Source organism: Flavobacterium humi (assembly GCF_004745595.1).
In the GTDB taxonomy this organism is placed as follows: Bacteria; Bacteroidota; Bacteroidia; order Flavobacteriales; family Flavobacteriaceae; genus Flavobacterium; species Flavobacterium humi.
Genome location: NZ_SRLH01000009.1, coordinates 176784 through 192060 on the forward strand (window position 1 = coordinate 176784; position 15277 = coordinate 192060).

General features: G+C 41.9%; 11 protein-coding genes. 5 read left to right on the forward strand and 6 right to left on the reverse strand.

The window, feature by feature from the left end; all coding sequences use genetic code 11:
* The first annotated feature begins 63 nt into the window (after positions 1-63).
* The 4 genes from E4635_RS15285 to E4635_RS15300 all read left to right on the forward strand — a co-directional run bounded on the left by E4635_RS15285 (position 64) and on the right by E4635_RS15300 (position 3510).
* A complete protein-coding gene (locus E4635_RS15285) occupies positions 64-1512 on the forward strand; it encodes a glyceraldehyde-3-phosphate dehydrogenase (protein WP_135527570.1) in 1449 nt (482 codons plus the stop codon).
* A gap of 114 nt (positions 1513-1626) precedes the next feature.
* Entirely contained in the window at positions 1627-1980 is a 354-nt protein-coding gene (locus E4635_RS15290; protein WP_135527571.1) for a hypothetical protein, read from the forward strand.
* Positions 1981-2421: 441 nt separating this feature from the next.
* A complete protein-coding gene (locus E4635_RS15295; RefSeq protein WP_135527572.1) occupies positions 2422-2946 on the forward strand; it encodes a GNAT family N-acetyltransferase in 525 nt (174 codons plus the stop codon).
* Positions 2947-2988: 42 nt separating this feature from the next.
* Positions 2989-3510 (forward strand): GNAT family N-acetyltransferase, encoded by a 522-nt coding sequence (locus tag E4635_RS15300; protein WP_135527573.1) that lies wholly within the window; start codon positions 2989-2991, stop codon positions 3508-3510.
* A gap of 16 nt (positions 3511-3526) precedes the next feature.
* Here E4635_RS15300 and E4635_RS15305 read toward each other — a convergent pair whose 3' ends face one another.
* The 6 genes from E4635_RS15305 to E4635_RS15330 form a co-directional block, all read right to left on the reverse strand.
* The gene (locus E4635_RS15305; RefSeq protein ID WP_246020816.1) at positions 3527-4687 is read right to left on the reverse strand and encodes a C40 family peptidase; all 1161 of its coding nucleotides are present in this window, start codon (positions 4685-4687) and stop codon (positions 3527-3529) included.
* A gap of 119 nt (positions 4688-4806) precedes the next feature.
* On the reverse strand, positions 4807-7071 hold the full coding sequence (locus E4635_RS15310; RefSeq protein ID WP_135527574.1) for an aconitate hydratase: 2265 nt from the start codon (positions 7069-7071) through the stop codon (positions 4807-4809).
* Positions 7072-7363: 292 nt separating this feature from the next.
* A complete protein-coding gene (locus tag E4635_RS15315; protein ID WP_135527575.1) occupies positions 7364-8662 on the reverse strand; it encodes a YCF48-related protein in 1299 nt (432 codons plus the stop codon).
* 52 nt (positions 8663-8714) lie between these two features.
* On the reverse strand, positions 8715-9668 hold the full coding sequence (locus E4635_RS15320) for an AAA family ATPase (protein WP_135527576.1): 954 nt from the start codon (positions 9666-9668) through the stop codon (positions 8715-8717).
* A 78-nt stretch (positions 9669-9746) separates the two neighbouring features.
* Positions 9747-11108: a peptidylprolyl isomerase gene (locus E4635_RS15325; protein WP_135527577.1), complete on the reverse strand. Its 1362-nt coding sequence runs from the start codon at positions 11106-11108 to the stop codon at positions 9747-9749.
* A 17-nt stretch (positions 11109-11125) separates the two neighbouring features.
* The gene (locus E4635_RS15330; protein ID WP_135527578.1) at positions 11126-13105 is read right to left on the reverse strand and encodes a peptidylprolyl isomerase; all 1980 of its coding nucleotides are present in this window, start codon (positions 13103-13105) and stop codon (positions 11126-11128) included.
* Between the two features lie 238 nt (positions 13106-13343).
* Here E4635_RS15330 and E4635_RS15335 point away from each other — a divergent pair, with 238 nt between their 5' ends.
* Complete coding sequence (locus E4635_RS15335) at positions 13344-14933, forward strand: peptide chain release factor 3 (protein WP_135527579.1); 1590 nt, start codon at positions 13344-13346, stop codon at positions 14931-14933.
* Positions 14934-15277 lie beyond the last annotated feature (344 nt).

Consider the following 15277-nt stretch of genomic DNA (forward strand, 5'->3'; position numbering starts at 1 on the left):
TGAAAACATTTGAAATTGGTACTTTTGCACCATAAAAAATAATAACCTTTTTTACCTAAACGAATGAGCAACACAACGGTTTACGAAAAAGAAATAGCTTTTCAGGCTGACAGAAGAAGAGCTGGAGTAGAATTAATAAAAATCATCAGTGATTTGTGGTATGACAAATCTATCGAAATGGTATTATTCAGAAACCAGTTAATCGACAGAAATGTAAGCGATATCATCAACCTTCACGAATATGCAGGCGAGTTTGTAGGCAAGCCGATTTCAGTATTTGATTCTGTAGAAATTGCAAGAGCGATCCTTTCATTGGATTTGCCACCTTCCAAACTGGATATCGGGAAACTGACGTACGAATTCCACCTGGAAGACAACAAATACAACGATGCCAAAGCTTTTGTCATCGACAAATTGAAACACGCCAAAGAAACAAGCGACATCCAGCCTAAAGACGTGGTTTTATACGGTTTCGGGCGTATCGGCCGTTTGTTGGCAAGAGAACTGATGTCTAAAATGGGCAAAGGGAACCAATTGCGTTTGCGTGCGATTGTAACCCGCGATAAAAACGATGCCACCACTTTAGAGAAAAGAGCTTCCTTATTGCGTTATGATTCGATCCACGGGGATTTCCAGGGATCTGTAGTAGCCGATGTGGAAAACAATGCCCTAATCATCAACGGGACAACCGTTCATATCATCACAGCAAACCAGCCGGAAGATATCGACTATACCGCTTACGAAATCCACGATGCCTTGGTAATCGACAATACCGGTGCTTTCACAACACAGGAAGCTTTGGCAAGGCACCTAACCTCAAAAGGGGTTGATAAAGTATTATTGACAGCTCCTGGAAAAGGCGTTCCGAACATCGTTCACGGTGTCAACCAAAACGAATACAACCCGGACGAAGTAAACATCTTCTCTGCAGCATCTTGTACGACTAACGCCATCACCCCTATTTTAAAAGCGGTTGAAGACACTCTAGGCGTAGTAAAAGGCCACCTGGAAACCATCCATGCCTATACAAACGACCAGAACCTGGTAGACAACATGCACAAAAAATACCGTCGTGGACGTGCTGCCGCACTAAACATGGTTATTACCGAAACTGGCGCCGGAAGTGCCGTGGCAAAAGCATTGCCAAGCCTGGCAGGCAAACTGACTTCCAATGCAATCCGTGTTCCGGTTCCAAACGGTTCCCTTGTGGTTTTAAACCTTGAAGTTGGCAAAGAAACTTCTGTGGAAGACGTTAACAACATCATGAAAAAATACGCTTTGGAAGGCGAATTGGTAGAGCAAATCAAATATTCGTTAAACAACGAATTGGTTTCTTCCGATATCGTAGGAACATCCGCTCCGTCCATCTATGACAGCAACGCGACAATCGTTTCTGCCGATGGTAAAAACGTCGTATTGTACGTATGGTACGATAACGAATACGGATACAGCCACCAGGTAATCCGCCTGGCCAAATACATTGCTAAAGTAAGACGCTATACTTATTACTAGTATCAGGGTCTGATTTATATCACCGAAAATCCGCTTCATGTATTTGGAGCGGATTTCTTTATTATGTTGAAAACACTTTGAAACTGAATCAGGTTTCTTCTGAATTACAACGCTATGGAAATCATAAAAAAATTCTGGCCTTTGGTCCTTATTGCCTTTTTTGCACTATTTACCTTGCTCAATAGCATTTACCACGGGATTGAAGAAAACAAATCATCCTATAACTTTAAAATTACCAAAATCGAAACAACCCCTACCCGGTCATTGATTTTCTATAATGGCAAAAAAGAGGTAGTCCTTTGGAATTTTACTATCTCAAAAGGGCACGGTATTGCCATTGGTGATTATTTAATTAAAGACCGATGTGCTGAAATTTTATATATCAAAAGGAAAAAACCTGACGGCAAATTTATGCTGGTCCACAGCAGCAGGAACAACAGTTATTTTGCCAATTTAATTTGCGATTAGCCTTGACGCACTAATTGCCTGTATGCGATTGGGCATTTCACTGATGCAACTCCTTACTGCACTGATGTAATTACCGTCTGCAACGATGGAACTACCGTCTGCAATGATGAAACTCCTATCTGCAACTATGAAACTACCGCTTGCAATGATGGAACTCCTATCTGCAACTATGAAACTACCGCCTGCAACGATGGAACTCCTATCTGCAACGATAAAACTACCGCCTGCAACGATGGAACTCCTACCTGCAACGATGAAACTCCTACCTGCAACGATGAAACTACCGTCCGCAATGGTGGAACTACCGTCTGCACTGATGCAACACTACAACGCCGCGACTGCAACTGATCACTGAATACTGATACTGTCAACTGCAACTGAATACTGCAACTGAATACTGCAACTTATTCCTTATCTTTGATACAACCAATTCCTCTCTTTATGGAAAACACGCTGCAAATTACCAAAGCCACAATCGATGATATCGAAATCCTTCTGCTCATCAGCCAGAAAACCTTCTATGACACCTTTGCCGATGACAATTCGCAAGAAAACATGCAGTTGTATTTAGACCAAAACATAACCCATCCGAAACTCCGGGAAGAAATCAGCAATCCTTATTCTGAATTCTACCTGGCCAAAATAGACAATCGTACCATCGGTTACCTAAAAGTCAATTTCGGCCCGGCCCAAACCGAATTAAAAGATCCTAAAGCCCTGGAAATAGAACGTATTTATGTAACCAAAGACTATTTCGGGCAAAACATAGGCCAGTCGCTTTACAACAAAGCCATTGCCATTGCCAAAGAGCATCAGTTGCTGTACATCTGGCTGGGTGTTTGGGAAGAGAACAAAAGAGCCATCGGGTTTTATACCAAAAACGGTTTCGTTGCCTTTGACAAACATACTTTCGTTATGGGAAATGACAAACAAACCGATATTATGATGAAGCTCGAACTGCAGTAAGATAATTCCAGTCCTTTAAAAAACACTTTCAACAGTCGCTACATGAACCTGCAACCCACCCTTGAAAACGAATTGGTCCTTCTTAAACCGCTTCAGGAATCTGATTTTGAAGCCCTATACACTATAGCGTCAGATCCTTTGGTTTGGGAACAGCATCCCAACAAAAACAGGTACCAGAGGCCCGTTTTCCAAATTTTTTTCGAAGGTGCCATAGCCTCCAAAGGTGCTTTCCTGATTATCGACCAAAAAACCCAAACGGCCATCGGGAGTACGCGGTTTTATGATTTGGATGAAGTTGGCAAAAGCGTCCTGATCGGTTATACTTTCTACGGCCGAGCCTATTGGGGATCAGCCTATAACCCGTCTGTAAAAAAACTCATGCTTGATTATGCCTTTCAATTTTCGGACAACGTCTATTTCCACATCGGGGCAGAAAACATCCGTTCGCAAAAAGCTATTGAGCGGCTGGGAGCTAAAAAAACGCGGGAAATCAATGTGGCCTATCACGGTGAGCCCGAAAAGCTGAACTTCGAGTATGCCATAGCAAAAACCGACTGGGTATAAAACCTTTGTTTTGGGTTTAATTATTCAAAACCCTGTTTACCTGCACAAAACGCTTGGCATAATACGGCTCATTCACAGAAGAAATAATCACACCTGCACTGGTAGACGAATGTATAAACTTGATTTCGGTCTCGGTAACTTCCGTAATCATACCCACATGGCTTACGCGTCCGCGCCCCATGGTAGCAAAAAAGATCAGGTCGCCTTTCTGGGCCTGGCTCCGGCTTATTTTAACACCGGCTCCGGCTGCCATTTCGTGGGAGGACCTTGGTAAGGTCATTTCAATGTTTTTAAACGTGGCAAACATCAACCCCGAACAATCAAAACCTCCATTCCCTGTAGCTCCGCTTCGGTAGCGGGCGCCCAGGTTTTCAGATGCCTTGGCAATCAGGAAATCGGCTTTGGTCATGTTTTCAGGCGAAAGCGGCGCTACTTCGGCAACAGGTGTATTTTCAGAAGACTCCTTGATTTCCAACACTTTTATCTGTGAAGAGCTTGTTGCTATCACTTCCTCTCCTTCCTCTTCCTCTTCTTCAATTTGCGGAGCAACGACAGGAGCAGTCTCTTTTTTGGTCCCTTGACGGATAATCAGCTCATAACCTACAGGAAGCCCTTTTACGATTTCAGGGTTTAACCTTTCCAGTTCGGCAATGCTGACCTTATATTGTTTAGAGATTTTGTATTTGGTTTCTTTCGGCAGCACTTTGTGCACGATTTCTTCTCCGGACGCAGTCGTGTTTTCTACAGCATCGGCTACTTCCACCACAGTTGCAACGGCTTCTAAAGTGCCAGGAATTGTTATTTTACTGCCTAATTTCAATCCTTCGGTTTCAATAGCGGGATTGGCTTGTTTTATTTTATCAATACTGACTTTGTACTTTTTCGAAATACCGTATAAGGTTTCCTTGGCCAAAACTTCATGGATTACCGGTGTACTGCTTACTGTATTTTCTTCCGGTTTGTATCCTTTGTTAGGCACCAGCAAAACAGTATTGAGTTTTAATGTTTTCTTGGCTTTCGGGTTTAAATCGATAATCTCAGAAGGTTTCACCTGGTATTTTTTGGCAATGCTGTATACTGATTCTCCTTTGGTCACAGTATGTTTTATTTTTTCCTGAGAAAAAATAATGGTGGGCATTATCGCGAAAAGGAATAAAAAAAGCTTATAAAATTTCATTGGGGGGAATTTTTAGGCTTCAATACTGAAGAAGTTTAATTTTTTCACAAGATAAGAAATCAAAATAAAAAAACTCCCGGCTTTCACCGGAAGTTTGCATTTTATAATTAAAATTTAAATTACGCTTTACCTGCAGCAATCAAATTTAAAGCCGAACCTGCTACAAACCAACCGATTTGGCCTTCGTTGTAGGTATGGTTTGCCAAAATGGTATCTTTCGAGCCATCTTCATGGACAAACTCAAGAGTCAATGGCTTTCCTGGAGCAAATGTGGTCAGGTCAAGGAAATTGATCGTGTCGTTTTCCTGGATTTTATCATAATCCGCTTCGTTTGCAAAAGTCAAGGCCAACATTCCCTGTTTTTTAAGGTTTGTTTCGTGGATACGGGCAAAAGATTTCACCAATACCGCGCTCACACCTAGGAAACGAGGCTCCATAGCCGCATGCTCGCGTGAAGAGCCTTCACCGTAGTTATGGTCACCCACAACGATAGAAGGAATCCCAGCCGCTTTATAAGCTCTTTGTACCGCCGGAACTTCAGCGTATTGGCCGTTTAATTGGTTCTTAACGGAATTTGCTTTCTGGTTGAATGCATTTTCGGCACCAATCAGCATATTATTGGAGATATTATCCAAATGGCCACGGAAACGCAACCAAGGACCTGCCATAGAAATATGGTCGGTAGTACATTTCCCGAAAGCTTTGATCAATAATTTCGCACCGGTAATATTTTTCCCATCCCAAGGAGAGAAAGGCGCCAATAACTGCAAACGGTCCGATGTAGGCGAAACCACTACCTGAACTCCGCTACCATCTTCAGACGGCGCCTGGAAACCGGCATCTTCTACGTCAAATCCTTTGCTTGGCAATTCGTCACCTGTTGGCGGATTCAATTTTACAGCTTCACCTTTATCATTCAATAAAGTATCTGTAATCGGGTTAAAACTCAAATCTCCTGAGATTGCCAAAGCAGCCACCATTTCCGGAGACGTTACAAAGGCATGGGTATTCGGGTTGCCATCGGCACGTTTTGAGAAGTTACGGTTGAACGAGTGGACAATCGTATTTTTTTCTCCTTTATCGGCACCAGCCCTGTCCCACTGACCGATACATGGCCCACAGGCATTGGTAAATACTTTGGTTCCCATTTTTTCGAAAGTAGCGATGATACCATCTCTTTCTATCGTATAACGAACTTGCTCAGAGCCCGGGTTGATACCGAATTCCGCTTTTGGCGTAATACCATGCGCAACAGCCTGCTCTACAATAGAAGCAGCACGAGCCATATCTTCATAAGAAGAGTTGGTACAAGAACCGATCAGTCCCCACTCTACTTTTAGCGGCCATCCGTTTGTGGTAGCCTCTTCTTTCATTTTTGAAACAGGAGTTCCTCTGTCCGGAGTAAAAGGACCGTTGATGTGCGGCTCCAATTCTGAAAGGTTGATTTCGATCAGTTGGTCGAAATATTGTTCCGGGTTAGCATACACTTCAGCATCTGCCGTTAAGTAAGAAGCTACTTTATCTGCAGCATCCACAACATCCTGGCGATCTGTAGCGGCTAAATACCTTCTCATGGAATCATCGTAACCGAATGTTGAAGTCGTTGCTCCGATTTCAGCTCCCATGTTACAGATAGTCCCTTTTCCGGTACAAGACATATTCAATGCTCCTTCTCCGAAATATTCTACAATAGCTCCGGTTCCCCCTTTTACAGTAAGGATGTCCGCAACTTTTAGGATAACGTCTTTTGGCGCAGTCCAACCATTTAGTTTCCCGGTCAATTTCACACCGATAAGTTTAGGGAATTTCAACTCCCAAGCCATTCCGGACATTACATCTACCGCATCGGCACCACCAACACCAATAGCCAACATCCCCAAACCTCCTGCATTTACAGTGTGTGAATCTGTACCAATCATCATTCCTCCAGGGAAAGCATAATTTTCCAAAACCACTTGGTGGATGATTCCAGCTCCCGGCTTCCAGAAACCGATACCGTATTTATCTGAAACAGAAGATAAGAAATCGAAAACTTCTTTGGATTGCGAATTCGCAACGGCCAAATCCGCTTTTGCCCCTACTTTTGCCTGGATTAAGTGATCGCAGTGAACCGTTGTAGGAACAGCTACTTTATTTTTTCCTGCATGCATAAACTGCAACAATGCCATTTGTGCTGTTGCGTCCTGGCAAGCTACCCTGTCCGGGGCGAAATCTACATAATCAACACCTCTTTTGTAAACTTCCGAAGGATTTCCCGACCAAAGGTGTGTGTATAAAATCTTTTCTGTCAATGTAAGCGGACGGCCAACCAATTCGCGGGCTTTATCCACCCTTGTTGCCATGTTTGCATACACTTTTTCAATCATTTCTATATCAAATGCCATAGTATGAATATGTTATATTAGACTTGTTTGTTTGTTAAAATCAGACAAATTTACAAATTCCCAACGGAATAAAAAATTTTTAGTGATTTGATGTTTTTGAAGAATTATTATTTATAAACATTCTACTTTACTAAATAAACTTCAATAAAAAGTTAATTATTGGCTATAAATTTAAGAATCCTCAAAAATAATAATTTATATTGTTGAATTATGAATTTAGATTCTTAAAAAAGAGAATTCTATATTCGAAAAAACACTCCTCACTATTGGAATCTTTATCGCCCAATAAAAATTATTTGAAAACTTTAACAGATTGCCTGCCCGTATTGGTGTGGAGGTTTACAAAATACACGCCGGAAGGGTACGGGAAATCGAACGAGTATGTCTTTCGGCCGGCCGCGTTAATGGTGTCCACTTTCAGTTCCTTGATCCGTTTGCCCAATTGGTCGTACAGCTCGATTACCAGGTTATCAACATCCCTGAAATCAATTGAAACGTTGAGTTTGTCTGTAATAGGATTAGGCTGTACTTTGGCGATAAGCGGAATCCTTCCCGACTCTTCAAAATCGCCTGTTCCCAGGTTTTCATCATTATACTTGTAAATGGCAGTCCCGCAGGCATAAGCCAAATCATCATTGAGGATAAAAATCCGGTTCAGATTGCTGCCCACATTCAGGTTGGTCCAGGTCGTACCGCCGTCAAGGGTTTCGTAGAATCCGGTGTTATGCCCGCCCATCCAGCCGTGGTTTTCACTCACGAAGCCTACCGCCTGGATATCGGTTTCAGGTGCGTTTTTCGACACCCATGTTACCCCGGCATCCGTAGATTTAATTAGTTTTCCGGGATTAGGAGCAACCGATTCGATAGCGCCAAAAATAATGTTGGTATTGTTTTGCAGCAGCTGCATTTTCCAGACATATTCCCCGGCTATTCCTGAATTATAAATCGAGGTCCAGGTGGCTCCTCCGTCTGTTGTTTTTAAAATAACGGCCCCGGTATTGTTCTTACCGGAAACATATCCGACATTTTCATCCAGGAACATGATTTCCACTAAACCGGTCGCATACGCTGACATATTGATGTATTGCCAGGTTGCGCCGCTGTCTGTTGATTTGATGATAAAAGCAGGCCCGAAATACGCCCCGCATCCGTACACAGTCGAAGTTCCTACGGCATCCAGGCCGCAAATGGCTTTCGGTGCCGTGGGGATATTGGTCACCAGGTTCCAGGTCGTGCCGCCATCGATGGTTTTGAAGAATTTATTATTTATCAAGGTTCCTACGAAACCGATTTGCGGTGTAAGGAATTCGACATTGCGGAAATAATAGTTGGATCCTAAATTTCCTTCATTAAGTTGAGGAGTCCAGGTAACGCCGCCATCAATGGTTTTGTACACCACAGCATGGCCTCCGCCCATAGCCCATCCCAGGTTATTGTCCAGAAAAAAAACATCATCAAAGCGCTGTGCATCCGTGTTGGCCGGCACAGAAGTTAAAGGATACCAATGCAATTGTGCCGAAACGTGGAAAGAAAACAGGATCGACAGGCAAAAGGCAAGCCCTATTTTGATTGAAATATTATTATTTTTCATTCAACAATAATTAATATACTGATATAAAGATAGTTAAAAGAACAATCCCTGATTAAAACAATTTCTTAATAATCATTTCTTCAGAAATTCCTTCTGCATCCGCTTTATAGTTTTTAATAATACGATGACGCAGGATTCCGGTAGCAACCGCCTGTACATCTTCGATATCCGGAGAAAACTTCCCGTTAAGCGCCGCATGTGTTTTGGCCGCTAAAATCAGGTTTTGCGAAGCCCTTGGCCCGGCTCCCCAGTCAAGGTAGTTTTTGATGAAATCATTTGACAACGCATTGTCCGGACGTGTTTTTGAAACCAGGGTCACAGCATATTCGATTACGTTGTCAGCCACAGGGATACGGCGGATCAAATGCTGGAAATCAATAATTTCCTGCGCGGTAAACAACGGATTTACCTGTTCTGAAAAATCGTTGGTGGTGCTTTTTACTACCTGGACTTCTTCCGCAAAAGAAGGATAATCCAATTTTATGGCAAACATAAACCTGTCGAGCTGCGCTTCCGGCAACGGGTAAGTCCCTTCCTGTTCGATAGGGTTTTGGGTGGCCAATACAAAGAAAGGCAAGTCCAATTTATGATGCTGCCCTGCAATGGTCACCGATTTTTCCTGCATGGCTTCCAATAAAGCGGCCTGCGTTTTTGGCGGAGTACGGTTTATCTCATCGGCAAGGATGATATTAGAGAAGATCGGTCCTTTCAAGAATTTGAAATTCCTGCTTTCGTCCAGGATTTCGCTCCCTAAAATATCGGAAGGCATCAAATCGGGTGTAAACTGGATCCTTTTGAAATCAAGTCCCAAAGCTTGCGAAATGGTATTGACCATAAGTGTTTTGGCTAATCCTGGAACACCCACCAGCAAAGCATGCCCTCCGGAGAAGATACTCAGGACGATCTGGTTTACCACTTCTTCCTGGCCTACGATGATTTTAGCAATTTCCTGTTTTAATTCTTTCTGTTTCTGAACCAGATTTTGAATGGCGGCAACATCAGACATTTGACTATATTTTAAATAAAAAAAGAGTTAGCACTATGAAATCATAAAACTAACTCTTTTCCCTGAATTAATAAAAATTTATTTTTTCAACCAATTGTTGGTAAAAGCGCAGTCGCGGTATTCACCATTGATTTTGATGTACGTTTCCTTGATTTTCTCTTCAGACCATTTTGCAATGGCTTTGATTTGCTTTTCCTTCAGGGCCAATTCTTTCAAACGGCCATAATCTTTGGAATAATCGGCCGTATGCTCCTCATAACGATTGGTAACAGTCATTATTTTGTAAAATTTTCCTCCTGTACGGTCTTCATCCACCACTGGCAATGAAACTTCGTTGTCTTTCAGGTTCGCCACCTGGCTGTACAGGGAAGGATCCATTTTAGTCAGTTCAAAACGGGTATCGTGGGTTTTTGGGTTTGTTAAAATCCCTCCGTCGTTACGGGTTTCTTTCTCGTCGGACATTGTACGGGCAGCTTCGGCAAAAGTGATTTCCTTGTTTAAAATCCTGGTACGGATCAATTCCGCTTTTTCCTTGGCTTCCTTCAATGCTTCTGGGGTAACTTTCGGCGCAATAACAATATGGCGCAGGTCAATTTCCTGTCCTCTTATCTTTTCCAGGTAAATAATATGGAAGCCGAATTCGGTTTCGAAAGGCTCCGAAATCTCACCTTCATTCAAACTGAACGCCACATCCTTGAATTCCTTTACGAACTGCGTTCTACGGTCCATTTTATAGAAACCTCCATTGGAGCGGGATCCCGGGTCTTCGGAATATAAAACCGCCTTACTGAAAAAACTGGCGCCGTTCTCCTGGACGTCTTTTTTGAATCCTTTTAACTGATCTATCACTTTCTGCTTGGCCTCCTGGGAAACGGCCGGTTTTACCACAATTTGGGCCACTTCCATTTCCGCACCGAAAACAGGAAGTTCCTCTTTTGGGATTTTCTTGAAAAAATCACGCACTTCTTCCGGCGTTATGGAAACTTCGTCTACGATCTTTTTCTGCATTTCCGCGGTCAGTTTATTCTCTTTGATAATATCAAAAAGCTCTGCCCTGAAATCCTGCTCGCTTGTTTTCTTGAAATACTGGACTACTTTTTCCATAGAACCCAGCTGCTCAACCATATAGCCAATCTGTTCGTTAAGTTTCGTGTTCACATCAGCATCGGTAACTACGATACTGTCCTGAATGGCCTGGTGGGCGTATAATTTATCTTCCAGCAATTTGCCCAACATTTCACAACGTTTGATATCTTTAGTATCGACACCCTGGCTTGAAAGTTCAATATATGTTTTATCGATATCCGAATCCAAAATAACATAATCACCTACAACTGCCACTACGCCATCAACTTTTTGCTTCTTTCCTTGTGCAAAAACACCGAAAGAAAGCATCGAAAGTGCTATTATTAAATTGATCCTACTGTTTAAAATTCTCATTTTTTTTATTTACGTCGTTAATTATTCTTTAGTATTGAAGCTTTTACTTTTTCAAAGACCTCTTTATTTACTTCAACTTTGAATTCTTTTTTAAGCTCAGCCACCCAGTTGTCCTCAAGGTACTGCTGGTAATCATTGATAACTTTCCCACGCGCATCATCAATGCTTTTAGGGCCTGCTGGCAGTACATCTTTCACTTCCGTTACGAAATAGAAATCACCATCCTTATACACATCCGAAACACCTGTTTTGAAAGCGATGTTTTTAGGGGCATTTTCGGCACCTTCTTCAATCGTTTCCTGTTTTATCATGACATTTACCACATCATTGGTATTTAATGTTGTTTTGATAAAGTCCGGGGTTTTATCCTTTTTAAGCAACTTCCTGGCTTCTTTGGCAATTTCCATTTTGGTGGAAGAAGCGGTTAAAACCGTTGCTCTTTTTTTCCATTGGTACTTTGCCAGGTTTGCTTTAAAATAGTTTGACAACCCTACTGTATCCTGCTTGGCTTTGTTCCAGATTTCTCTTTCCATCAAATCGAAAAGCAGCAATCCGTCTCGATATTCATCCATAACATTTGAAAATTCCGGGAATTCCGTTTCCAGGTTTTCATTATAGTAATTATTCAACTGCGTATCCTCAAAATCTTTATAATACAAGTCTACCAGTTTCCCGATAGGCCTTACTTTTGATTCTGTTTTTTGCTGCGCATCGAGTACTTTTAAGAAGGCCATAGCCTTGACATTGTATTTTCCGTCAATAGTGACCAAAGGATCGTTAAACTCCCTGATGTTTGTTGGGAATCCCCACTCTCCGGTAAAATATTTATCGGTAACGATGGCTTTTATTTTAGCGTACATTTTTTCATCTCGTACTACCGTATATTTTTTACGGAGTTTAGAGGTAAGCGAATTTGTAATGAGTCGGGAACGGTCATCTTTCCTGATTTTCGTATCCAATTCTCGTTCCATCTCAGATAATTTCTTTATTGGGAATTTTTCAACAAGCTTCACAATGTGCCAGCCAAACTGACTCTCGAAAGGCGCCGAATATTCATTTGGGGTAGTCAGGCCGAAAGCCACATTCTCGAATTCTTCAGAACTAAGCTGTCCCGAACCGAAACGCGGCAAAACGCCTCCCTTGGAAGCAGAATTCTTATCCTGGGAAAATTGGTTGGCCAGGTTCTCGAAATTCTCGCCTTGCTTTAACTTGGTGTAAATATCCTGAATGGTCGATTTTGCTTTATCGATATCCGCCTGGTTGGTAGATGTCGGCTTTAAGATCATGATATGGGCTACCGAAACTTCACCGCGGTTTGCACGGGAATCCACTACCTTTATAATATGGTAACCGAATCTTGTACGTACCGGCATGGAAATTTCCCCTACTTTGGTCTTGTAAGCAGCTGTTTCAAAAGCATATACCATTCTAAACGCTGAAAAATACCCTAGGTCCCCTTTATTTTCCTTAGCGGAAGGATCTTGCGATAAGGCAACCGCCAGGTCTTCAAATTTTTCGCCGGCCAATGCTTTCTTACGGATATCCATGGCTTTGTGATAGGCTTTGAGAGTATCTGCCGGAGCAGCATTTTCATCAACAGTAATCAGGATATGGGATGCCCTGATTTCTCTTTGGTACCTGTCGTACCCTTCGTCAATTAAGGCTTTGGTCACCTTAACATCCGAAGTATAATTTTTTGTAAGCTGTGTCCTGTAGGATTTCAGCTCGTTTATGTATTTTGTATTGTACTGAAGCCCAATTTTGTTTGCTTTGTTAATCTTAAGCTTATAACCAATATAAAGTTCCAGGTACTGATCAAGGTCTTTTTGGGATTCGTCTTTCACCAAATCCAGGTTTTTCTTGTAAACCCTTGCAAACTCATCTGTATAATACGGCTTATCGTCAACAGTAAAAAGAACTTCCTTTTTTTCGGTTTGAGCAAAAGCGATGCAGTTCAAAGCCAGTGCAAGTCCTAAAATTAATTTATTAATATTCATTTTTGGTTTTATTTACAATCTTTTTTGGTCAATTTTTTAATAACGAACAAAAATAACAATTCGAACACATTATACAACTATATCACTATGTATTAACAAAAAATTATATCTGAAAAAAGAAATCCTTCAAGCAACCTGTCAATTTCAGAAACTTTAGTTTAAGTCCCTCAAAAAAATTACCGCTGCCAACTTCGCCTCAAAGAATAATGTATTTGTATATTTGCCAAAATTTTTAAACATGAGTTTCTTAAAAGAAATAGAGCGCAGGAGGACTTTCGGGATCATATCGCATCCCGATGCCGGTAAAACAACATTAACGGAAAAATTATTGTTGTTCGGAGGAGCTATCCAGGAAGCCGGTGCCGTAAAAAATAATAAAATCAAAAAAGGAGCCACTTCCGATTTCATGGAAATTGAGCGCCAAAGAGGGATTTCGGTGGCCACATCCGTGTTGGCTTTCAACTACCACGACAAAAAAATCAACATCCTGGATACTCCCGGGCATAAGGATTTTGCCGAAGACACTTTCAGGACATTAACAGCCGTAGACAGTGTTATTGTGGTCATTGACGTGGCAAAAGGAGTCGAGGAGCAAACCGAAAAACTCGTAGCCGTCTGCAGGATGCGTAAAATCCCGATCCTGGTTTTCATCAACAAACTGGACCGTGAGGGAAAAGATGCTTTTGACCTGATGGACGAAGTGGAAAAGAAATTAGGCCTGACCGTAACCCCAATGAGTTTCCCTATCGGAATGGGCTACGATTTCCAGGGAATTTACAATATTTGGGAGAAAAACATCAACCTTTTCAGTGGAGACAGCCGCAAGAACATTGAAGATGTCATTGCCATCAGCGATGTGGAAAGCCCGGAACTGGAAAAAATCATCGGACAGAAACCGGCAGATAAACTTCGGGAAGAACTGGAACTGATCCGTGAAGTATACCCGGATTTTAACCGTGAGGATTACCTTGACGGAAAATTACAGCCTGTATTTTTCGGTTCGGCGCTGAATAATTTCGGAGTCCGCGAACTGTTGGATTGCTTCGTTGAAATTGCCCCGACACCAAGGCCAAAAGAATCCGAAACCCGTTTGGTAGATCCAAAAGAAGAGAAAATGTCCGGATTCGTATTTAAAATCCATGCCAATATGGACCCAAAACACAGGGACCGTCTGGCTTTTGTCAAAATCGTTTCAGGAACCTTCGAAAGAAACAAACCTTATTTGCACGTACGCCAGGGCAAAAACCTGAAATTCTCCAGCCCGAATGCCTTCTTTGCCGAGAAAAAAGAGATTGTCGATATTTCTTATCCCGGTGATATTGTCGGGCTTCACGATACCGGGAATTTCAAGATTGGCGATACCCTGACGGAAGGCGAACAAATGAGCTTCAAAGGAATCCCAAGCTTCTCTCCGGAGCATTTCCGATACATCAACAATGCCGATCCGTTAAAATCCAAGCAATTGGAAAAAGGTGTTGACCAGCTAATGGACGAAGGTGTGGCCCAGCTCTTTACACTGGAAATGAACAACCGTAAAGTGATCGGGACCGTGGGGGCGCTTCAGTATGAGGTAATCCAATACCGTTTGGAACACGAATACGGAGCAAAATGTACCTATGAGAATTTCCCGGCCTATAAAGCCTGTTGGGTAAAACCGGAAGATCCAAAAAATGAGGAATTTGCCGAATTCAAACGTATCAAGCAAAAATTCCTGGCAAAAGACAAATACGGCCAGTTGGTATTTTTAGCCGATTCCGATTTTTCCATACAAATGACACAAAGCAAATTCCCGACGGTGAAATTATTCTTCACTTCCGAATTTGATTAATCATTTTAAAATTGCTATTTATAAAATCCCATCTTATTTACAGATGGGATTTTTTATTAGCCCTACCCCATTATTTTTTTGCTATTTTTACTGTTGGAAAACGTTCTTTTTACATCGGTTTTAGCCATCAAAAAATGCCGGAAAATTACTTAATTCGACATTTTTATCTTTTTAAAATACCTTTCCAAGAGTAGTTAAATAAGCACATTGACATAAATTTGTTACTATCCTTTTGGAATGCTAGTGCCAAACAGGCATGGGTCAGGTACAGCCTACCGTTACGGGTTTAATGGTAAGGAAAAAGATGACGAGATTAAAGGTGGTGGAAACAGTCTGGATTTTGA

Coding starts and splice junctions, on each gene's coding strand:
- E4635_RS15285 (WP_135527570.1), top strand. CDS start 64: ATGAGCAACACAACGGTTTACGAAAAAGAAATAGCTTTTCAGGCTGAC.
- E4635_RS15290 (WP_135527571.1), top strand. CDS start 1,627: ATGGAAATCATAAAAAAATTCTGGCCTTTGGTCCTTATTGCCTTTTTT.
- E4635_RS15295 (WP_135527572.1), top strand. CDS start 2,422: ATGGAAAACACGCTGCAAATTACCAAAGCCACAATCGATGATATCGAA.
- E4635_RS15300 (WP_135527573.1), top strand. CDS start 2,989: ATGAACCTGCAACCCACCCTTGAAAACGAATTGGTCCTTCTTAAACCG.
- E4635_RS15305 (WP_246020816.1), bottom strand. CDS start 4,687: ATGAAATTTTATAAGCTTTTTTTATTCCTTTTCGCGATAATGCCCACC.
- E4635_RS15310 (WP_135527574.1), bottom strand. CDS start 7,071: ATGGCATTTGATATAGAAATGATTGAAAAAGTGTATGCAAACATGGCA.
- E4635_RS15315 (WP_135527575.1), bottom strand. CDS start 8,662: ATGAAAAATAATAATATTTCAATCAAAATAGGGCTTGCCTTTTGCCTG.
- E4635_RS15320 (WP_135527576.1), bottom strand. CDS start 9,668: ATGTCTGATGTTGCCGCCATTCAAAATCTGGTTCAGAAACAGAAAGAA.
- E4635_RS15325 (WP_135527577.1), bottom strand. CDS start 11,108: ATGAGAATTTTAAACAGTAGGATCAATTTAATAATAGCACTTTCGATG.
- E4635_RS15330 (WP_135527578.1), bottom strand. CDS start 13,105: ATGAATATTAATAAATTAATTTTAGGACTTGCACTGGCTTTGAACTGC.
- E4635_RS15335 (WP_135527579.1), top strand. CDS start 13,344: ATGAGTTTCTTAAAAGAAATAGAGCGCAGGAGGACTTTCGGGATCATA.